The 18,550-nt window shown below is 64.4% G+C and carries 20 protein-coding genes; 8 read left to right on the top strand and 12 right to left on the bottom strand.

Going from position 1 to position 18,550, the window contains the following annotated elements; genetic code table 11:
• Nucleotides 1–16 precede the first annotated feature (16 nt).
• The 3 genes from JAB8_RS29680 to JAB8_RS06830 all read left to right on the top strand — a co-directional run bounded on the left by JAB8_RS29680 (nt 17) and on the right by JAB8_RS06830 (nt 2,971).
• On the top strand, nt 17–310 hold the full coding sequence (locus JAB8_RS29680) for a helix-turn-helix transcriptional regulator (protein WP_217494203.1): 294 nt from the start codon (nt 17–19) through the stop codon (nt 308–310).
• 67 nt (nt 311–377) lie between these two features.
• Nucleotides 378–716: a hypothetical protein gene (locus JAB8_RS06835; RefSeq protein WP_070288959.1), complete on the top strand. Its 339-nt coding sequence runs from the start codon at nt 378–380 to the stop codon at nt 714–716.
• A 92-nt stretch (nt 717–808) separates the two neighbouring features.
• Complete coding sequence (locus JAB8_RS06830; RefSeq protein ID WP_070288958.1) at nt 809–2,971, top strand: TonB-dependent receptor; 2,163 nt, start codon at nt 809–811, stop codon at nt 2,969–2,971.
• A gap of 101 nt (nt 2,972–3,072) precedes the next feature.
• Here JAB8_RS06830 and JAB8_RS06825 read toward each other — a convergent pair whose 3' ends face one another.
• From JAB8_RS06825 to JAB8_RS06790, 8 genes are all read right to left on the bottom strand, one after another.
• Nucleotides 3,073–3,555 carry a GNAT family N-acetyltransferase gene (locus JAB8_RS06825; RefSeq protein ID WP_175444800.1) on the bottom strand — a complete coding sequence of 161 codons (483 nt, stop codon included), beginning with the start codon at nt 3,553–3,555 and terminating at the stop codon, nt 3,073–3,075.
• On the bottom strand, nt 3,530–3,841 hold the full coding sequence (locus JAB8_RS06820; protein WP_071650246.1) for a DUF1778 domain-containing protein: 312 nt from the start codon (nt 3,839–3,841) through the stop codon (nt 3,530–3,532). The genes JAB8_RS06825 and JAB8_RS06820 overlap by 26 nt, the downstream gene beginning before the upstream one ends.
• A gap of 105 nt (nt 3,842–3,946) precedes the next feature.
• Nucleotides 3,947–4,615 carry a uracil-DNA glycosylase gene (ung, locus tag JAB8_RS06815; protein WP_070288957.1) on the bottom strand — a complete coding sequence of 223 codons (669 nt, stop codon included), beginning with the start codon at nt 4,613–4,615 and terminating at the stop codon, nt 3,947–3,949.
• A 90-nt stretch (nt 4,616–4,705) separates the two neighbouring features.
• Entirely contained in the window at nt 4,706–5,011 is a 306-nt protein-coding gene (locus JAB8_RS06810; protein ID WP_070288956.1) for a Txe/YoeB family addiction module toxin, read from the bottom strand.
• Nucleotides 4,992–5,261 carry a type II toxin-antitoxin system prevent-host-death family antitoxin gene (locus JAB8_RS06805; protein WP_070223351.1) on the bottom strand — a complete coding sequence of 90 codons (270 nt, stop codon included), beginning with the start codon at nt 5,259–5,261 and terminating at the stop codon, nt 4,992–4,994. Before JAB8_RS06805 ends, JAB8_RS06810 begins: the two co-directional genes overlap by 20 nt.
• Nucleotides 5,262–5,383: 122 nt before the next feature.
• A complete protein-coding gene (gene lipA / locus JAB8_RS06800) occupies nt 5,384–6,391 on the bottom strand; it encodes a lipoyl synthase (protein ID WP_070223223.1) in 1,008 nt (335 codons plus the stop codon).
• Nucleotides 6,392–6,428: 37 nt separating this feature from the next.
• A complete protein-coding gene (lipB, locus tag JAB8_RS06795) occupies nt 6,429–7,133 on the bottom strand; it encodes a lipoyl(octanoyl) transferase LipB (protein ID WP_070223225.1) in 705 nt (234 codons plus the stop codon).
• A 75-nt stretch (nt 7,134–7,208) separates the two neighbouring features.
• Nucleotides 7,209–8,693, bottom strand: a complete 1,485-nt coding sequence (locus JAB8_RS06790; protein WP_070288955.1) for a PLP-dependent aminotransferase family protein — start codon at nt 8,691–8,693, stop codon at nt 7,209–7,211.
• 125 nt (nt 8,694–8,818) lie between these two features.
• Between JAB8_RS06790 and JAB8_RS06785 the strand changes: the two genes are divergently transcribed.
• Nucleotides 8,819–10,090 carry a multidrug effflux MFS transporter gene (locus JAB8_RS06785; protein ID WP_070288954.1) on the top strand — a complete coding sequence of 424 codons (1,272 nt, stop codon included), beginning with the start codon at nt 8,819–8,821 and terminating at the stop codon, nt 10,088–10,090.
• On the opposite strand, the gene yfcF is transcribed toward JAB8_RS06785, so the two are convergent.
• Nucleotides 9,978–10,616: a glutathione transferase gene (gene yfcF / locus JAB8_RS06780; protein ID WP_083287351.1), complete on the bottom strand. Its 639-nt coding sequence runs from the start codon at nt 10,614–10,616 to the stop codon at nt 9,978–9,980. The genes JAB8_RS06785 and yfcF overlap by 113 nt on opposite strands.
• Before the next feature lie 110 nt (nt 10,617–10,726).
• Here yfcF and gcvA point away from each other — a divergent pair, with 110 nt between their 5' ends.
• Nucleotides 10,727–11,632 carry a transcriptional regulator GcvA gene (gcvA, locus tag JAB8_RS06775; protein ID WP_070223233.1) on the top strand — a complete coding sequence of 302 codons (906 nt, stop codon included), beginning with the start codon at nt 10,727–10,729 and terminating at the stop codon, nt 11,630–11,632.
• Here gcvA and JAB8_RS06770 read toward each other — a convergent pair.
• From JAB8_RS06770 to JAB8_RS06760, 3 genes are all read right to left on the bottom strand, one after another.
• Complete coding sequence (locus JAB8_RS06770) at nt 11,625–11,921, bottom strand: DUF493 family protein (protein WP_070223235.1); 297 nt, start codon at nt 11,919–11,921, stop codon at nt 11,625–11,627. The two genes, gcvA and JAB8_RS06770, sit on opposite strands and share 8 nt — an antisense overlap.
• 315 nt (nt 11,922–12,236) lie before the next feature.
• A complete protein-coding gene (locus JAB8_RS06765) occupies nt 12,237–14,000 on the bottom strand; it encodes a DUF6600 domain-containing protein (protein ID WP_070223236.1) in 1,764 nt (587 codons plus the stop codon).
• 103 nt (nt 14,001–14,103) lie between these two features.
• Complete coding sequence (locus tag JAB8_RS06760; protein WP_070223237.1) at nt 14,104–14,745, bottom strand: LysE family transporter; 642 nt, start codon at nt 14,743–14,745, stop codon at nt 14,104–14,106.
• 181 nt (nt 14,746–14,926) lie between these two features.
• Between JAB8_RS06760 and JAB8_RS06755 the strand changes: the two genes are divergently transcribed.
• The 3 genes from JAB8_RS06755 to JAB8_RS06745 all read left to right on the top strand — a co-directional run bounded on the left by JAB8_RS06755 (nt 14,927) and on the right by JAB8_RS06745 (nt 18,544).
• On the top strand, nt 14,927–15,874 hold the full coding sequence (locus tag JAB8_RS06755; protein ID WP_070223238.1) for a DUF808 domain-containing protein: 948 nt from the start codon (nt 14,927–14,929) through the stop codon (nt 15,872–15,874).
• A gap of 84 nt (nt 15,875–15,958) precedes the next feature.
• Nucleotides 15,959–16,390: an inner membrane protein YiaA gene (gene yiaA / locus JAB8_RS06750; RefSeq protein WP_070223239.1), complete on the top strand. Its 432-nt coding sequence runs from the start codon at nt 15,959–15,961 to the stop codon at nt 16,388–16,390.
• Nucleotides 16,391–16,432: 42 nt separating this feature from the next.
• Complete coding sequence (locus JAB8_RS06745) at nt 16,433–18,544, top strand: EAL domain-containing protein (RefSeq protein WP_230504438.1); 2,112 nt, start codon at nt 16,433–16,435, stop codon at nt 18,542–18,544.
• Nucleotides 18,545–18,550: the final 6 nt, after the last annotated feature.

The raw sequence follows: 18,550 nt of genomic DNA, 5'->3' as shown, positions 1-18,550 counted from the left end.
GATCCGCTGGCCGCGCGTGCAGCAAGTGCTGCTGCTGGACCCGGGCGCCGACTGGAGCGTGGCCAAGGTCGCCAGCCATCTGCACCTGGGCGCCTCCACCCTGCGCCGCCAGCTGGCCCTGGAACAGCGTCACTTCCGCGCCATCCTGGAAGACGTGCGCCTGGGACTGGCCTTGCAGGAATTACAATCTGGCATCTTACCCATCGGCGACATCGCCGCCGCCTGCGGCTACGCCTCGCCCTCGCGCTTCGCGGCCCGTTTCCGCCAGCATTACGGCCTGTCGCCGCGCGACCTGCGCGCCACCTTGTAAGCCCGCTCTGGCGCAAATGACGCAACAAGCGCTGACAAGGCGGCGATTTTCTTGCTACTATGCGCCCATGTCTTCCCGCCAGCCATCCCGCAAGCCTTACCCGGCGTCCGCCCTCGCGCGCACGCCGTGGCGGCTGTGCGTGGCGCTGTTCAGTGCGCTGGCCCTCGTGTTCCTGCTGTCGACGGCCGCCTCGCACCTGCACAAGACGACGCTCGACGCGGAAGAGTGCGCGCTGTGCGCCACCGTCATCGACAAGGTGGCCGACATCGCCGTGCCGCCGGCCATCGCCGAGCCGCCCGCCCAGTTACTGCCGTACCGCCTGCTGGCCCTCGCGCCCGCTACCCTGGCGCCCGTCGCCGCCCTGATCCTGCCGCCCGTGCGCGGCCCGCCTGCCGCCTCACTGTAGTTCCCACGCTGTTTTTATCCTTTTCAGGCTGCCCCTTGCCGCACTTTGATGCGCGCCGGGCCGCCTGGCGTTGACTATTTTCGAGGTTTACCATGCAACACACACCACGCCTGAGCGCGCTGTCGCTCGCCCTTGCCAGCCTGTTTACCGTTTCCGCTCACGCCGCCGAGCCTGCCGAAGCCAGCACCGCGACGGATGCCGCCCCGCCGGAAATGCAAAAGGTCGAAGTCACCTCCGCCCATCTGAAAAGCGCGCGCATCGAACTGTCGCCGAAGGTCGGCACCACCATCTACAGCATCGACAGCCACATGGTCGACATGCTGGGCCAGGGCGACAACACGCCGTTCAATGAAGTGCTGCTGCGCCTGCCGGGCGTGTCGCAGGATTCAAAGGGCTCCGGCGCCCTGCACGTGCGCGACGACCATGCCAACGTACAATACCGCATCAACGGCGTGCAGTTGCCCGAAAGCATCAGCGGCTTCGGCCAGTCGATCGACACGCGATTGATCGACAAGACGGATTTCATGACGGGCGCCTTGCCGGCCCAGTTCGGCCTGCGCACGGCCGGCATCGTCGATATTGAAACGAAGGAAGGCGGCTTGAGTCCTGGCGGGCGCATCGGCATCATGGTGGGCAGCCACGACCATGTGGAGCCGAGTGCCGAATTTTTCGGCAGCGTGGGCAAGTTCAATTACTACCTGTCCGGCAGCTATCTGGGCAATGCCCTGGGCGTGGAAAACCCGCAAGCCACGCGCAGCGCCCTGCACGACAAGACGCGCCAGAACAAATCGTTCGGCAGCCTGTCGTATTTCCTCGATGACAACACCCGCCTGGGCGCCATGTTCGGCACGTATAACGGCCGCTTCCAGATCCCGAACAACCCGGACCAGGCGCCCGCCTTCTCGCTGGCCGGCCACAGCGATGCGCAGGCGGGCACGTCCAGCATCCCTTCCTCGCAGCTGAATGAAAACCAGCGCGAAGTGAACCGTTTTCTCGTGCTGTCGCTGCAAAAAAGCCTGGGCGACGTCAATTACCAGGTGTCGGCCTTCCACCAGTATTCGGAACTGCACTTCACGCCCGACGCCATCGGCGACTTGATCTACAACGGCGTGGCCTCGGACTCGCGCCGCGCGAACAGCGCTTCCGGTGCCCAGTTCGACATCAGCTACAAGCTGCACCAGGACCACACCGTGCGCGCGGGCCTGGCCTACACGCGCCAGAAAACGACGAGCGACAACACGGTGGCCGTCTTCCCCGCCATGGACGGCGCGCAAACTTCCACCACGCCGATCAGCATTCTGGACAACAGCGGCAAGACGGGCACCCTGGCCAGTGTCTACCTGCAGGATGAGTGGCATATCAGCAAACCGCTGACCCTGAACTACGGCGCCCGCTTCGACAAGGTCTCGGCCTACACGAGCGAACAGCAATGGAGCCCGCGCGTCAACCTCGCTTACCAGATCGCGCCGGGCACGGCCCTGCACGCCGGCTATTCGCGCTACTTCACGCCGCCGCCGCAAGAACTGGCCGCCCAGGGCAGCATCGACCTGTACGCGAACACGACGAATGCGCCGGCAATCGGCCGGTCCGACAACGTCAAGGCCGAGCGCACGCATTACTACGATATCGGCATCAGCCACCAGGTCAATTCAAAACTGACCGTGACGGCCGATGTGTACTATAAAAAGATCAACAATCTGCTCGACGAAGGCCAGTTCGGCCAGGCGTTGATCCTGACGCCGTTCAACTATGCGGACGGCTACGCCAAGGGCCTGGAGCTGTCTGCCATCTACAGCGAGAAAAACTGGGGCCTGTTCCTCAACGCCAGCACGCAAAAGGCGCAGGGCCGCAACATCAATTCGGGGCAAGCCCTGTTTGGCGCCGATGAGTTGAACTACATCAGCAGCCACTATGTCTACCTCGATCATGACCAGAAATACACGCTGTCGGGCGGCGGCCATTATCACTTCGGCGATTCGCAAGTGAGCGCTGACTTCCTCTACGGCAGCGGCCTGCGCATGACGCCGGACGATGGCGCACCGAATTCCGGCCATCTGCCGGCTTACTTCACCGTCAACACGGCGCTCACGCACACGTGGAAAAACACGCCGGTGGGCAAGGTGGAAGGACGGCTGGCCCTGATCAACCTGTTCGACAAGTCGTATTTGCTGCGCGACGGTTCCGGCGTGGGCGTGGGAGCGCCGCAGTATGGCGCCCGCCGCAGCATCTACGCCGGCCTGTCGACCAGTTTTTAACCGTTACCACCGTTACGCGCGAAGACAGCGGCAGGGAGCAACGCCTGCCGCTGTCGGTTGCCGTTAAGAAACGATCTCGTGGCGTCTATCGGGATGCTGTTTTAATGGGGAATATCGGCGATTGGTAGCAGCATGGTCAGCGGATCATCGGGGAGGGGCGTGAAACCATACTGTTGATAAAATTGCGTGCCTTGCGGCTCTTTGGCATCGACAAACAGGGCAAAACCGCCCACCTCCGCTGCGACCGATTGCACACGCTTCATGGCCGCTACCAGCAGCAATCGGCCAAAGCCGCGACGCTGATGCCGCTGCGCGACAGCAAGCCGCGCCAAGGTAAAGCCGGGTACGTTGCTGGGCAACTTCTTCATCATGGCGATGGGAATAGCCTCCTTGGGGGTCATGGTACGAATCGCCAGTGAAAAATAGCCAATAATTTCCGTAGGATCAGTTTCATCGACCAGCACGAACGTTCGCGATGCGCCATGCCGCTGATGCTGCCTTGCTATTGTCTGCAACCACGTATCCAATACCGGTGTGCCGCAATGAAACCTTGTTACATCATGTATTGCTTTCAGTGCTGTCACGAAGTACGCCATTCTCTACTTTCTGTGCATAATTTTCAAAAGCCTTCGTCAAAGCCGCATTCGGCCCCTGCGGGTTTTCCAGCAAATCGATCATCATGGCGGCGTCACGACGGGAATAGCGGATCAGGTATTCGCGATCGATGATCATTTCCGCCTTTTCCAATGCAGCTTGCACGAGGAATTGATTCAAGGTAGCGCCGGTCAGCTCAGCCGCTTCTTGAAGTTTCTCGGCAATTGAGCCGGAAACCCTGGCCGTAATACGGCCGCGTTCTTCAGTCACACTCATTATTTAGCTCGTGTCGTCGGGTTTGTTCGGGTGTCGTCGGGTATCCCAATGAGCATAGCACATGATGGGGACAAAGCAACCCTTATTGGAGACAAAATGTCACCATTATTCATTGCCCCATTTGATTTCGGCATGGTGATGCGCCTGCAGATACGCATTTGCCTGGCTGAACGGCTTACTGCCAAAGAAACCTTTGCTGGCCGACAAGGGAGATGGATGGGGCGCCGCCAGCACCAGGTGCTTGCCGGGGTCGATCAGGGTGCGCTTGGCTTGCGCATAGCCGCCCCACAGGATGAACACAAGGTGTTCGCGCTCGGCGGACAGGTGGCGGATGGCGCTGTCCGTCAGCTTTTCCCACCCCTTGGCCGCGTGCGAACCGGCCGCCCCGGCGCGCACCGTCAGCACGCTGTTGAGCAGGAACACGCCTTGCTGCGCCCAATCGGACAAATCCGTGCGCGTGCGCGCCACGCCCACATCGCTGTGTAATTCCTTGAAGATATTCTGCAGGCTAGGCTGCGGCGGCGTGCCTTCGGGAATCGAAAAGCACAGCCCCATGGCGGCACCGGGCGTGTGATACGGGTCTTGCCCCAGGATCACGACTTTGACTTGCTCGAACGGCGTCAGGTCGAAGGCGCGAAAAATGTATTTACCCGGAGGAAAACACGGCCCCGCCGCGTACTCTTCCTTCACGAAGGCGGCCAGGCGCTCCCAGTAGGGCTGGGCAAACTCCCCCTCCAGCCGCGCCTTCCACGATGCGTCGATGCGTACGTCCATGGCTCCCCCGTCAATCATGTTTTTAAAACATCATTGATCAGTATAGCCGCGTCACGTTCGTTACCGCGTTACGGTACGGCTGGGCAATGCCTATTTGTCATCATAGTGATAACGGCAGGCCGCCACGTAGATGCAGCCCGCGTCGGGCAGATACACAAGCCGGTGCTGGCGGTCGATGCGGCGCGACCAAAAGCCCGTCAGGTCGCCTTTCAGCGGTTCCGGCTTGCCCGTGCCCTTGAACGGATCGGCCAGGCATTCATCGAGCAAGTCATTGATTTTTTGCAGGATTTTCAGGTCGCGCTCTTGCCAGAACAGATAATCTTCCCAGGCATGATCGGTCCAGGCCAGCACGGCGGCGCGCGCCTGCTGCTTGTTTTCAGTCTTCCGGTTTTTCATGCCGCGCCAATGCCCGTGGCTGCGCCTTGCCCGCCTTGATCTGCGCCACGGACGCCATCAGCCGGCTGGCATTCTTTGCCGTGCCCAGCAAATACAGGGTTTCCTCGATGCTGTTGTAGTCCGACAAGGACAGCATCACCACATGTTCGCCATTCACGCGCGTGATCACCGTAGGCGTATGGTCGTTGCAGACGTCGTCCATCACGCTTTTCAGGCCCGCGCGCGCCTCGCTGAAAGTCAGGATATTCATGCGGTGCCACCACTCCATGGAAAGTACATGCCAATAATTGTACAGGATATTGTACATCACCTCAATCAGGCAAAAAAAAGCCGCCACGCTATCGCGGGCGGCTTTGATGTGGCGCAAGCTGCTTAGAAATTCAGCGCCGATTCCACGCCGGCGCTGTGCGCCTGTTCATCCGCGTGGTACGAGCTGCGCACCATGGCGCCCACGGCGGCGTGGGTGAAGCCCATTTTATAGGCTTCCTCTTCGAACATTTTAAACACGTCCGGGTGCACGTAACGGCGCACGGGCAGGTGGCTGTTCGATGGCGCCAGGTACTGGCCGATGGTCAGCATGTCGATGTCGTGCTCGCGCATGTCGCGCATGACTTGCAGGATTTCCTCGTCCGTCTCGCCCAGGCCCACCATGATGCCGGACTTGGTTTTGACGTCCGGGTACATGGCCTTGAAATCCTTCAGCAGTTTCAGCGAGTGCATGTAGTCGGAGCCGGGACGTGCTTCCTTGTACAGGCGCGGTGCCGTTTCCAGGTTGTGGTTCATGACGTCAGGCAAACCATCCTTGAACAGATCCAGGGCTTTTTCCAGGCGGCCACGGAAGTCGGGCACCAGCACTTCGATGCGGGTGTTCGGCGACAGGGCGCGCGTTTGCTGGATGCACTCGACGAAATGGCCGGCGCCGCCGTCGCGCAAGTCATCGCGGTCGACGGAGGTGATGACGACGTAGTTCAGGCGCAGCTTGGCGATGGTTTTCGACAGGTTGGCCGGCTCTTCCTTGTCCAGCGGGTCCGGACGGCCATGGCCGACGTCGCAGAACGGGCAGCGGCGCGTGCACTTGTCGCCCATGATCATGAAGGTGGCCGTGCCCTTGCCGAAGCACTCGCCGATGTTCGGGCAGCTGGCTTCCTCGCACACGGTCACGAGCTTGTTTTCGCGCAACACATCCTTGATTTCATAGAAACGGGTCGAAGCCGAAGCGGCCTTGACGCGGATCCAGTCCGGCTTTTTCAGGCGCTCGATCTGCTCGATCGGGACGATCTTGATCGGGATGCGCGAAGTCTTGCTGGCGCCTTTTTGCTTTTCGCTCGGGTTGTAGGCGGGAGCGGCGGGGGCGGTGCTGGAAATGGTCTCAGAAGTCATGGCTGCAAGCCCTTGACGGGCATGTTGGTTTGTTTGCTCAGGCATCCGCTGCCTGAGGCGCGCCTGCGGCGCTGTTTACTTCGCTTACATCGAGTAATACGGTCAATTCCTGGGCCAGGGCCCGCTGCACCTCGGCCAGCGGCGCCACGACGCCCATGCTGCGCATGTCCACCGTCTTCAGGCCGGAATAGCCGCAAGGGTTAATCCAGGAAAACGGCGCCAGGTCCATCGCCACGTTGAGCGATACGCCATGGTAGGTGCAACCGTTGCCGCGCACTTTCAAGCCCAGCGCGGCGATCTTCGCACCCTTGTCTGGTCCGCCAGCAATATAGATGCCAGGCGCGCCATCGATGCGCTCGCCAGCGAGATTATACGCCGCCAGCACGTTGATGATGGCTTGCTCGATTTTATGCACGAACTGGCGCGCATACAGCTTGCCGCCCGGCTTGTTGCGGCGCAAGTCCATCAGCAGGTAAATCACCACCTGGCCGGGGCCGTGGAACGTCACTTCGCCGCCCCGGTCCGTCTGCACCACGGGCACACTCTCGGCGCCGGCCAGCAGATGGCCGCGGTCGGCCGCCAGGCCCAAAGTAAATACGGGCGGATGTTCGACGATCCACAGTTCGTCGCGCGTGTCCGTCGTGCGCGCATCGGTAAAGGCGCGCATGGCGGCAAAGGTCGGCTCGTAATCGACGCGGCCCAGCTCGCGGATCAGCGCCGTTTCGGTGCGGGTGGTGGTCATGACAGATTCTGTAATCAGCTGCCGGCGCCCTGCGGACGCTGCGGCGAAGCCGTGATTATAAGCCAGGCCGCCGTTTCATTCAGCCAAGGGCGCCTCGTCGTTGCCAGAAGGCAGCAGCAAGCTGCCCAATTTTTGTGCAGCGTAGCGCACCTGGGCCAGGCTCAAGGCCGTGTAACCGAGCAGCACGGCCGGCGCCAGCCTGGCGCTGTGGCAAAAATCGCCGAGCGGCTGCAGCGCCAGACCCTCCTGCGCCGCGCGCGCGCAAAAGGCCCGTTCATCGCCATCGGGCGGCAGCCACAGCACGCAATGAAAGCCCGCCTGCTGGCCGGAAATCGTGTAACGCCCGGGGGCCGTCTGCTCGAGGCAGGCCAGCAGCAGGTCGCGCCGCTCCTTGTAGGCCAGCCTGGCCTGGCGCAGATGGCGCACGAAGGCGCCTTCTTCCATCCAGGCGGCCAGCGCCAGCTGTTCCGTCACGCCCACGGACCTGCCCGTCAATTGCACGATGCGCAGCAGCTGCGGGCGCAAGGCGGGCGGCAGCACCATGAAGCCCACGCGCAGGCCGGCAAACAGGGTCTTGTTGAAACTGCCGCAATAAATCACGCGCTGGTACTGGTCCAGTGCCTTCAGGGCCGCCAGCGGCGCGCTGTGGTAATTGAATTCGCTGTCGTAATCGTCTTCCACCACCCAGGCGCCGCTGTCGTTCGCCCATTCCAGCAAGGCCAGGCGGCGCGTGACGGACATGGTCACGCCCAGCGGCGACTGGTGCGCCGGCGTCACGTACGCGAGGCAGGCGTCCGTGTGCGCGGCCAGGGCGGCGCAATCGATGCCCTCGGCGTCGACGGCAATATCCACGGGCACGGCGCCGGCCAGGGCAAACAGGGCGCGCGCGGCCGGGTACCCCGGTTCTTCCAGGCACACCTTGTCGCCATCGCGCACGATGCCGCGCGCCAGCAAGTCGATCGCGTGGCGGATGCCGGTCGTGACAACGATATCTTGCGGGTCGCAGCGGATGCCGCGGTACTTGGCGAGGAAGTCGGCGATCTGCTGGCGCAGCTGGGGCAAGCCGGCCGGATCGGCGCTGCACAGCTGCTCCGGCGTGGCGGCCGCCAGCGCCCGCGTGGCGCACTTGGACCAGGCAGCCATGGGAAACAGGCTGGCGTCGGCACGCCGCGCCACGAAGGGCAAGCCGTCGCGCACACCCGTGTCCAAGGCAGGCGCGGGCACGCTGGCCGGCGCGGCCGGGGCGGTATCGCCGAAGCCTGCCATCAAAAAGCGCTCCGGCACCACGGCGCACACGCGCGTGCCGGAACCGGGCACGCGCGTCACATACGCTTCCGCGTGCAGGCGGTCGAACACGGTTTCGATGGTGCCGCGCGACAACTCCCACCGTTCGGCCAGGGTGCGGCTCGATGGCAGCCGGCTGCCCGCCGGCAGCATCTTCGTCAGGATGGCCGAGCGCAGCGCTTCATACGCGCCATCCTGCTTGTTGACGCCCGCCTTGTCGAGCCAGCTGGTGGGACGAGGCAAGTCCAGGGCGTGCGGTGATTTTCCTCGCGGCATGATGATCGTCCAAGTGGTCCAATAAGTTTTCTGATGAGTGGCACTTCGCATTACACCACAACCAACCTACTCTCACCGTTCCGGTGCGCCAGCGGGGCGCACGTTTGCAAGGATCGTATAAAACAATGCAGAAACACATCGCTTTATGGGCCTGGGGCGGCATCGTGCTGCTGCTGGTCTGCCTGTCGCGCATCAGCATCGACATCTATCTCCCTTCGCTGCCGGCCATGGCCGATGCCCTGCATGCCAGCGATGCCCAGTTACAACTGACCCTGAGCCTGTTCATGGCCGGCTCCGCCGCCTCGATGCTCGCCTGCGGGCCGCTGGCCGACCGCTACGGACGCCGACCCGTGTTGCTGGCCGGCACGGGCATTTTTGTGCTCGCCAGCATCGTCTGCACCTTCACCAGCGATGTGCACGTGCTGATCGCCGCGCGCGTGCTGCAGGCGTTCGGCGGCTGCAGCGGCACCATCATCGGCCGGGTCATGGTGCGCGACCGCTTCGACCCCGCCACGCAGGCGCGCATGCTGGGCAGAATATCGATGGCGATGGGTTTATCGCCGATCCTGGCGCCGCTGGCCGGCAGCGTGCTCGACGCGGCGCTCGGCTGGCGCGCCGTGTTTGGCGTGCTGTGCCTGCTGAGTGCGCTTTCGCTGTGGCTGATCGCCGCCTGGGTGCCGGAAACCAAGCCGGCCAGCGTCGTACCACAGGGCAATACCCTGGCGCTGTACTGCCGCCTGCTGGGCGACAGATATTTCCTGCGCTATGCGCTGGCCATCGGCTGTGTGTATTGCACGTATTTCCCCTTCATCGCGGAATCGTCCGTGCTGTTGCAAAGGGGCATGCAGCTGTCGCCTGGCGCGTATGCGCTGGTGTTCGGGCTGACGGTGAGCGGCTATATCGCGGGCTCGAGCCTGTTCCGCGCGCTGGGACCGCGCCTGGGCGCCGATCACATGCTGGGCGTGGCGGTGCTGCTGAATGTGGCGGGGGCGGCCAGCCTGTTGCTGGCGGGTACGTTGGCGCCACAGCATGTGGCGTCGCTGGTGGCGCCCATGCTGCTGGTGATGGTGTCGGTGGGCATGGCGATTCCCGCCTGCCAGCTGGCCGTGCTGCAGCCGTATGGCGCCCAGGCGGGCAGCGCCTCGGGCCTGTTCTTCTTCGTGCAGATGGCCATCACGGCCGCCTGCGGCGCCGTCATCGCCGCCATCACGGACGGCAGCGAAAAGCCGCTGCTGTGGGTGACGGCGGCGGCCAGCGGCGCCTTTGCCCTCGTGTGGCTGCTGACTAAGCCAGTTGCGGCAACGGCACGTTCGCCAGCCACTGCCGCACGGCAGGACGCTGCCACTGGGCCAGCGCATACGCGCGCAGCGCAGGCGGCACGGGCTGGCCGCTCTTGATCAAACGCAACAACATCAGGGCCAGGTCCGTGTCGGCGATGCTCCAGGCGCCGAACAGATGCTCGCCCTGCACCAGTTCGCCCGCGATCTGCAGCAGCTTGGCGCCAGCGGCCTGTGCCGCCGGCGACAGCGGCGCATGGTCCGCGCGGGGCGGGTGGAACACGACGGTGGAATCGCGCTCGTTGCGCAGCGCCAGCAGATCGCTGCGCAGCCAGGCCTGCACCTGCCGCGCCCGTGCCCGCTGGCGCAGATCACGCGGCAGCACGGAAGGATAGTCGGGCGCGGCAAAGACGTCGTCGAGATAATCGGCGATGGCGTTCGATTCCGTCAGGATAAAGCCGTCGTGGTCGATGGCGGGCACGCGCTGCGTCAGGCTCAGGGCGCTGAACGGCGGCTGACGCGCCGCGCCGGCGTCCAGGTCGACGTCCTGGACGGTGAAGGGAAGCCGCTTTTCGCTCAGGGCGACATAGGTGGACAGGGCGTACGGACTGATGCGGTTGCGGTCGACATACAAAATGAGGGACATGGCGGGCCTTCCTGTGGATAAGTGAACAGGATTCATCATAAAGCGCCGTGTTAAGCTAACAAAACGAGTTATATTCGACGTTCTAGTTACTTTTATTCACATTAAACGCCATGTCCAGATTGCCGAATTTTTCAGCACTGCGCGCCTTCGAGGCGGCTGCCCGCCACGGCAATTTTTCGCGCGCGGCCGAGGAGTTGCACCTGACGCACGGCGCCATCAGCCACCAGGTGCGCAAGCTGGAAGAAGAGCTGGGCTTGCCGCTATTCCTGCGCAATGGCCGCCATGTGACGGTCACGCCACAGGGGCGGCAATTCGCGCTGGTGCTGGGCAAGGCTTTTACAGAGATCGCCACGGCGGCGCAAGCCCTGCGGCCTGCGCCTGCCAATACGCGGCTGACGATCACCGCGATTCCCTCGTTTGCGGCGCGCTGGCTGGCGCCGCGCCTCGGACATTTCATCGAACGCCATCCCGGCATCGAAGTGGTGCTGCAAACGAGCGGCGCCTTGCAGGACCTGGAAGGCGAAGGCATCGACGTGGGCATCCGCTTCGGCCGCGGCCATTATCCCGGCCTGCTGGTGCAGCCGCTGATGGGCGACGTGTATTACCCGGTCTGCAGCCCCCGTTACCGGGGCGGCAACTTGCCGGCCACGCCGGAGGCGCTGGCGCAGGTGACCTTGCTGCGCTCGCTCGAGCCTTGGCGGCCGTGGCTTGCGGCGGCTGGCTTGCCGCTGGCTGAACCCGTGGGCGGCGTACTGTACGAGGATTTGTCGATGCTGATCCGTTCGGCCATCGATGGCGATGGCGTGGCGCTGGTGCGCCATGTGGTGGCGTTGCAGGAAGTGGCCGCGGGACGGCTGGTGCGCCTGTTCGATATGGCGGTGCCCTGCGCCGACGCGTATTACTTGGTCAGCCCGCCCGCTGCGGCGCAGCGCGGGCCCGTGCACGCCTTCCGTGCCTGGCTGGACGAAGAAATCGCCGCCTTCCAGGCACGCGAAGCGCCCACCTTGCTTACATGACGATCTTGACCATCGGGTGGCCCGACAGCGCCATGTACAGGGCGTCGAGCTGCTCGCGGCTGATGGCGCGCACGGTCACGGTCAGGCCCGTGTAATTGCCCTTGCCCGATGGACGCTCTTCCATGCGGCCCACATGGAAGGTCGGATCGTGGCTGATGACCAGCTCGAGCATGGTCGGCGCGAAATCGACATGCGTCGGACCCATGATCTTGATGGGAAAATCGCTCGGGTATTCGATCAGCGATTCGCTGGGAGGAATCGTCACTTCGGTCGGTGGGGTGGTTTGCATGGGAAATCCAATCAGTGCCGGTCAGAACAGGCAGCGCTTATCGCGCGGCGGCTGCATAAAGGCGTATTGTAGCCAACTTTGGCAGCGCCTGCGCCGGCCGCCATGGCCCCAGGGGCGCGGAAAAAAAAAGCCAGCTGGGTAAGCTGGCGAAAACTATTTCGTTTGGACAAAATAGCCGGAAAAGTCGATGCTGTCACTTGGAGGATAAGCAGTGGCCGTACTGTAGCCAAACCACGGCGGCTTTACCTCCGGTATGTGACGAACTGCGCATTTCGCGGCTTGAACGTCGATACGGCGCGACAGACGGCACGGCCGTCAGCGCTCCGCTTCCTGCATCCGGCCATTGCGGCCGGGACCGCCGCGCTCGTTGTTGCGCTCAATGTTGCGCTCATTGTTGCGTTCACGGGGCGGATTGGGACGCTCGGCGCTGCGCGCTTCCTGGGGCGGACGGGCGGCAGGGGCCGGCATCGGCGGCGCAGGGCGCGGCTGTGCCACCGGCGGCGGCGCGGGCAAAGATGGCGGCGGCGCCGTCTGCAGCACCTCGCGGCGGGGGCCACGCTCGGCGCGGGGCCAGTCGGCGCGGGGCCGCTCCTCGCCACGCCAGCCGGGACGGGCCACATGGTCATGCACCGGTGGCAAGACCGGCATCGCCGGCATCACGGGCTGCGCCGGCATGGGGGGCTGCTGCGGCTGGGCCGGCACGGGCGGGCGGTTCGGCTGCATGGGATGCGGCGCCAGGTGCGTCTGGCCGTCGTCCGTCTGCAGGCGGCCAGGGCGGCTACCCCAGTCGCGCCGGGGCTCCCGGTCGCCGCGCGGCGCCTCAACGGGACGCTGCCAGTTGTCGGCCGGTGCAGGCGCGGTGCTCAACGGCAAGCTTTGCATGACGGGCGGCGGCATGGTGGTGCGGTTGCGGCGCGGCACGTCGACCGTGCGCGAGGCGCCAAAACGCTCGCCGGGCAGCATGGTCATGCCTTCGCGCCGTTCGCGTTCGCCCGCCACGAAACGGCGCCCCTCGGCCACGCGGTTGATGCGGCGTTCATAGTCCGCGCTGGCGCGGTAGCCGGGCACGTAGCGGTCGTGCGGCGACAGGGGGAACCAGCCGATACCGGGTCCCGGCCGCTGGCCGTGCTGCTGCCCATGGTTGCCGCCGACCCAGCCCACCAGGGCCGGCGCCCACGGCACGCGGCCGCGCTCGCGGCCGGGCGCCCAGCCCCAGCGGTGGCCCAGCAGCACCCAGCGGCCGTAGTGCGAGGGCGCATAGCCCCACGGCGCATTGTCGACCCAGGTCCAGCCCCACGGCGCGATCCACGTCCAGCGCCCGTCGCTGTACGGTGCCCAGCCGGCCGGCACGCTGCTCGGCAGCCACAGGGGCCCGTATTGTGCGTCTTCCTGCCAGGCGCCGTAGCGGTCCAGCTCTTCATAGCCGGTGGTATCGTCCGTGACATAGCGCAAGGCCGGCGCGGCGGCGGGCAAGGCTTCGGGCCAGTGGTCGAACGCCACGCGCTGCACCGCGCCCGTGCGCAATTCTTCGTCCGTCAACTCGGCGCGCTTGCCGGCACGCAAGGTCACGCTGCCCGTCGCGCCATCCACGTCGGCCGCGCCGTCGAGCACGCTGACGACGCTGGTGCCGGGCTGGCGTCCCGCCTCGATGCGCACCCAGCCCGGCTGGGTCAGGATCACACGGGCCTGGGCCGTGGTCAGCTCGAAGCCGCGCAGCGCGTCCGGGTTGCGCACGCGCACGCTGACCGTGCCATAGCTGAGGTGCAATTTGAAACTGTCGTCATCGAGTTCGCTCACTTCCAGCTCGGAATCGCCATCGAGGCGCACGGCGGCCGCGCCCACACGAAATTCCGCCAGCGCACCGCGCAGGGTGCTCAAGCGGTTATCCGTCGTGACAGGCCAGTTCAAGAGGGCGTTTTGCGCGTCGCCATCGCCGGCGCGCACCAGCACTTGCCCTTCGACGGTGGAAATGCGGCCCACGCGGGCGGGCGGGTCCTGCGCCAGGACGAAGGCGCACGCCGACGACAGCAGCACGGCGCACACGGTGCGCAGGAAGGGGAAAGACAGGGTCGGACGCATGGCAGCGCTCCAGGCAGGACTTACAGGGATGATTGCCACCGATTACATCCGCATTCGACGGACCTCGCAAGCGGGCTTACAAATGTTTGCATATTGACTTCGTTCAGGATGCAGCCTGGCTGCCCCGCTTGACGAAGAACAGGGCCGCGCCGACGGCCATCAGCAAGCCGCCAAAGAAGCGGTTCTGCTTTTTCACGGCGCGCGCATCGCGGAAAAAGCGCTGCATCGACGAGGCAAGGAAGGCGTAGCTGTGCATGACGATCTGATCGATCGTACACATGGTGACGGCCAGGATCAGCAGCTGCGGCAGCAGCGGCGCTGCCGGGCTGATAAATTGCGGCAACACCGCCACCATGAAAATGATGCCCTTCGGATTAGTCACGTTGGTCAGAAAGCCCGTCAGCACGCGCCGGCCCATGGAAGGCACCACGGCGTCGGCATGCAGGTCGCCCGTGACGGCCACCTTGGCGCGCCATTGCGACAGGCCCAAATAGATCAGGTACAGGGCGCCCACCGTCTTGACGATATTGAACGCCACCTCCGAGGCCAGCAGCAGGGAACCGACGCCGGCGCCGGCGATGCCCAGCACCACCAGCAGCCCCAGCTGCAAGCCCAGAATCGTGGCGCTGGCCTTTTTCACCCCGTACGACAGGCCGTGCGACATCGACAGCACGGCGCCCGAGCCGGGCGAGACGGCGATGATGGAAGCGGCGATGACAAAGGTGATCCAGGTGGCGAAATGCATGCGGTGTCCAAAAAATGGTGACGATGAGCAATTTTAACCCGGTCGGTGCGGCCTTGCCGGCCCGCCCTGAGGTAAGATCGCAGTCACACACTTCCTTGCCGTACAACCAAGAATAACATCATGAAAAACAACACTTTCCTCGCTCCACGACTCCCTGCCACCACCATGGGAGCGCGCTGAGATGGCCGGCTCCAGTCTGCTGGCCCTGCTCGACGACATCGCCAGCATCCTCGATGACGTTTCCCTGATGACCAAGGTGGCCGCCAAGAAGACGGCCGGCGTGCTCGGCGACGACCTGGCCCTGAACGCGCAGCAAGTGGCCGGCGTGCGCGCCGAGCGCGAACTGCCCGTCGTCTGGGCCGTCGCCGTCGGTTCGCTGAAGAACAAGGCCATCCTCGTGCCCGCCGCGCTGGCCATCAGCGCGTTTGCGCCGTGGGCCATCACGCCATTGCTGATGGTGGGCGGCGCCTACCTGTGCTTCGAAGGTTTCGAAAAGATTGCCCACAAGTATTTGCATCCGGACGACAGCCACAAGGCCGAGCTGGCGCAGGCGCTGCGCGACCCGCAGGTCGACCTCGTCGCCCTGGAAAAGGACAAGATCAAGGGCGCCATCCGCACCGATTTTATTTTATCGGCGGAAATCATCGTCATCGCGCTGGGCACCGTGGCCGCGGCCACCTTTGCCGAGCAGGTGGCCGTCGTCGTCGGCATTGCCATCATCATGACGGTGGGCGTGTACGGCCTGGTGGCCGGCATCGTCAAGCTCGATGACGCGGGCTTTTATTTGTCCGCGCGCAAGGGTGCGGGCGCGCTGATGGATGGCGTGCGCGGCTTTGGCCGCATGCTGGTATCGGCGGCGCCGAAACTGATGAAATTCCTGTCCGTCGTGGGCACGCTGGCCATGTTCATGGTCGGCGGCGGCATCCTGACGCACGGCTGGCCGTGGGCCAGCGCGATGCTGCACCATGCGGAAGAAGCGGTGGGCAGCGTGGCCGGCATCGGCCCCGTGCTGGCCGCCGTCACGCCCAGCCTGATCAACGCGGTGGCCGGCCTGATCGCCGGCGGCCTGGTGCTGGCAGGCGTCACCGCCGTGTCCGCTTTGTTGCGCATGATCAAGCCAAGCAAATAAACTTTCTGGTCTGATGAGGCGGCAGGCGCATCCGTGCCTGCCGCCCCGGCCATGCCGGCGGCGCCCGCTGCCCATGGAGACCTTATGCAGACTTCCCCCGCCCCACGCCCCAGCAGCGCCTTTATCGGCGCGTCCTGGGCGGCATTGCTGATCGGCATCGTCACTTACCTGTCCGGCCTGTGGAACGCCAGCATGCCCCTCAACGAGAAGGGCTATTACTTCACGATTCTCGTGTACGGCCTGTTCGCCGCCATCTCGCTGCAGAAATCCGTGCGCGACCGCGCCGAAGGCATCGCCGTGACGGGGATTTACTTTGGCCTGTGCTGGATTTCCGTGCTGCTGGCCTTGCTGCTGCTGACGGTGGGCCTGTGGAACGCCACCCTGCAAAACAGCGAAAAAGGGTTCTATGCCATGGCGTTTTTACTCAGCCTGTTCGCCGCCGTGGCCGTGCAAAAGAACGTGCGCGACGTGGCGCGCGCCGCGCCGCTCGCACCGCAGGACGTGCCGGGAACTTAAACGCCACCGCCCCGTCTATCTCCGTATCCATGTCGGGAGGGGATGATGGGCGACCAGCAGAAACGTTTGCAGATGGCACTGGAGGCGGCGCACATGGCCATCTGGGATTCGCGCATCGTCGATGGCCAGGTCATCGACGGCACGGTCAGCTGGTCGGCCAAGGGCGCTGCCTTGCTGGGCCTGGAAGAACGCGCGCTGACGCAGCCATTTCGCGCCTTTCTCGACTGCGTGCACGCCAGCGACCGCGACAAGGTCATGACCGTGCTGCAGGACGGCGTGCGCCGGCGCGAAGGCTACGCCCTGCAATACCGCGTCGTCTGGCCCGACGGCAGCGAACATTGGCTGGCGGCCAAGGCGCAAATTTTCATGGATGCCGACGGGCATCCCGAACGCACCCTGGGCATCATCTGGGATATCACCGAGCACATGGAGCGCGAACTTCTGATCGCAGAAAGCAAGGAACTGGCCGAAGTGACGCTCAGCTCCATCGGCGATGGCGTCATCACCACCGATCCTCAGGGCAAGACGCGCTACCTGAACCGGGTGGCCGAGCAATTGACGGGCTGGAGCAACGAGCTGGCGCAGGGCCTGGACATCTGGGAAACCCTCAAGCTCGTCGATGAACACACGGGGGCGCCGCTCGAACACGTGGCCATCAAGTGCTTGCGCCAGCGCCAGGCCATCGGCATTTCCACGCATGCGCAGCTGGTCACGCGCGAAGGGCGGCATATCGCCGTGGAAGACTCGGCCGCGCCCATCTGGTCGCGCGACGGCGAGATCCTCGGTGCCGTCGTCGTGTTTCGCGACGTCAGCCACGAACGCAAGCTGAGCCAGCAGCTGTCGTGGCAAGCCACGCACGACGCCCTGACGGGCCTGATCAACCGGCGCGAATTCGAACATCTGGTGGCCGGCGCCCTGCACACGGCCAAGCAGGACGGCCACACACATGCGCTGCTGTACCTGGATCTGGACCAGTTCAAGGTCATCAACGACACCTGCGGCCACGGCGCCGGCGACGTGCTGCTGCAGCTGCTGGCCAAGATGCTGCAGGGGCGCATGCGCGACAGCGACATCCTGGCGCGCCTTGGCGGCGACGAACTGGGCGTGCTGCTGCCCCACTGCCCGCTCGATCACGCGCGGCAGATCGGCGAACAGCTGCGCCAGTCCATCCGCGATTTCCGCTTCGCCTGGGATAACCGCAGCTTCGAGCTGGGCGTGAGCATCGGCATCGTGGAAATCAACCAGGACAGCAAGTCCATGAGCGAGCTGCTGAGCGCTGCCGACCAGGCGTGCTACCTGGCCAAGGAGCAGGGCCGCAACCGCATCCATGTCTACCAGGAATCGGACGTCATGCTGGCGCAGCGGCACGGCGAAATGCTGTGGATTTCGCGTCTGAACGAAGCGTTCGCACACGATTATTTCCGCCTGTACGCCATGCCCATCGTGCACCTGCACGACCGCGAGGAACACCACGACGAAGTGCTGATCCGTATCCGCAACAGCAAGGGCGACCTGATACTGCCCGGCGCCTTCATTCCCGCCGCCGAACGCTACGACATGATGCTGCCCATCGACCGCTGGGTCATCCGCGCCGTCTGCGCGCATATCGAAAGCGTGCGCGACAGCCTGCCGCCGCTCGAGGCGCTGGCCGAAAGCCGGCGCCGCGCACCGGCCCTGTATTCCGTCAACCTGTCGGGCATGTCGCTGGCCGACACGGGCTTGCACGACTACATTACCGAGCAGTTCGTGCAATTCGCGATTGCGCCCGAGCAAATCTGTTTTGAAATCACGGAAACGGCCGTCATCGCCAACCTGCCCAAGGCGCAAGTATTCATGCGCCAGCTTAAGGCCATGGGCTGCCGCTTCTCGCTCGACGACTTCGGCAGCGGCTTTTCCTCGTTCGGCTACCTGAAGGCCCTGCCCGTCGACTATCTGAAGATCGACGGCGTCTTCGTGCGCGACATCGCCACCAACGCCATCAACCGCGCCATGGTCAAGGCCATCAATGAAGTGGGCCACGTGATGGGCCTGCAAACGGTGGCCGAATACGTGGAAGACGAAGCCACCCTGGCCGTCATCCGCGAGCTGGGCATCGACTATGCGCAAGGCTACGCCGTGGGCGGCTTGCGGCCGCTGACGGCGGGCGTGGATTAGCGGCCA

The sequence above is a fragment of the Janthinobacterium sp. HH106 genome, from assembly GCF_001758725.1.
Lineage (GTDB): Bacteria > Pseudomonadota > Gammaproteobacteria > Burkholderiales > Burkholderiaceae_D > Janthinobacterium.
This window is presented reverse-complemented; position numbering and strand designations above follow the sequence as displayed.

Bases quoted from the DNA above. Each gene is read 5' to 3' on its own strand.
- JAB8_RS06835 (WP_070288959.1), top strand. From the start codon at position 378: ATGTCTTCCCGCCAGCCATCCCGCAAGCCTTACCCGGCGTCCGCCCTC.
- JAB8_RS06830 (WP_070288958.1), top strand. From the start codon at position 809: ATGCAACACACACCACGCCTGAGCGCGCTGTCGCTCGCCCTTGCCAGC.
- JAB8_RS06820 (WP_071650246.1), bottom strand. From the start codon at position 3,841: ATGAGTGTGACTGAAGAACGCGGCCGTATTACGGCCAGGGTTTCCGGC.
- ung (WP_070288957.1), bottom strand. From the start codon at position 4,615: ATGGACGTACGCATCGACGCATCGTGGAAGGCGCGGCTGGAGGGGGAG.
- JAB8_RS06810 (WP_070288956.1), bottom strand. From the start codon at position 5,011: ATGAAAAACCGGAAGACTGAAAACAAGCAGCAGGCGCGCGCCGCCGTG.
- JAB8_RS06805 (WP_070223351.1), bottom strand. From the start codon at position 5,261: ATGAATATCCTGACTTTCAGCGAGGCGCGCGCGGGCCTGAAAAGCGTG.
- lipA (WP_070223223.1), bottom strand. From the start codon at position 6,391: ATGACTTCTGAGACCATTTCCAGCACCGCCCCCGCCGCTCCCGCCTAC.
- lipB (WP_070223225.1), bottom strand. From the start codon at position 7,133: ATGACCACCACCCGCACCGAAACGGCGCTGATCCGCGAGCTGGGCCGC.
- JAB8_RS06790 (WP_070288955.1), bottom strand. From the start codon at position 8,693: ATGCCGCGAGGAAAATCACCGCACGCCCTGGACTTGCCTCGTCCCACC.
- JAB8_RS06785 (WP_070288954.1), top strand. From the start codon at position 8,819: ATGCAGAAACACATCGCTTTATGGGCCTGGGGCGGCATCGTGCTGCTG.
- yfcF (WP_083287351.1), bottom strand. From the start codon at position 10,616: ATGTCCCTCATTTTGTATGTCGACCGCAACCGCATCAGTCCGTACGCC.
- gcvA (WP_070223233.1), top strand. From the start codon at position 10,727: ATGTCCAGATTGCCGAATTTTTCAGCACTGCGCGCCTTCGAGGCGGCT.
- JAB8_RS06770 (WP_070223235.1), bottom strand. From the start codon at position 11,921: ATGCAAACCACCCCACCGACCGAAGTGACGATTCCTCCCAGCGAATCG.
- JAB8_RS06765 (WP_070223236.1), bottom strand. From the start codon at position 14,000: ATGCGTCCGACCCTGTCTTTCCCCTTCCTGCGCACCGTGTGCGCCGTG.
- JAB8_RS06760 (WP_070223237.1), bottom strand. From the start codon at position 14,745: ATGCATTTCGCCACCTGGATCACCTTTGTCATCGCCGCTTCCATCATC.
- JAB8_RS06755 (WP_070223238.1), top strand. From the start codon at position 14,927: ATGGCCGGCTCCAGTCTGCTGGCCCTGCTCGACGACATCGCCAGCATC.
- yiaA (WP_070223239.1), top strand. From the start codon at position 15,959: ATGCAGACTTCCCCCGCCCCACGCCCCAGCAGCGCCTTTATCGGCGCG.
- JAB8_RS06745 (WP_230504438.1), top strand. From the start codon at position 16,433: ATGATGGGCGACCAGCAGAAACGTTTGCAGATGGCACTGGAGGCGGCG.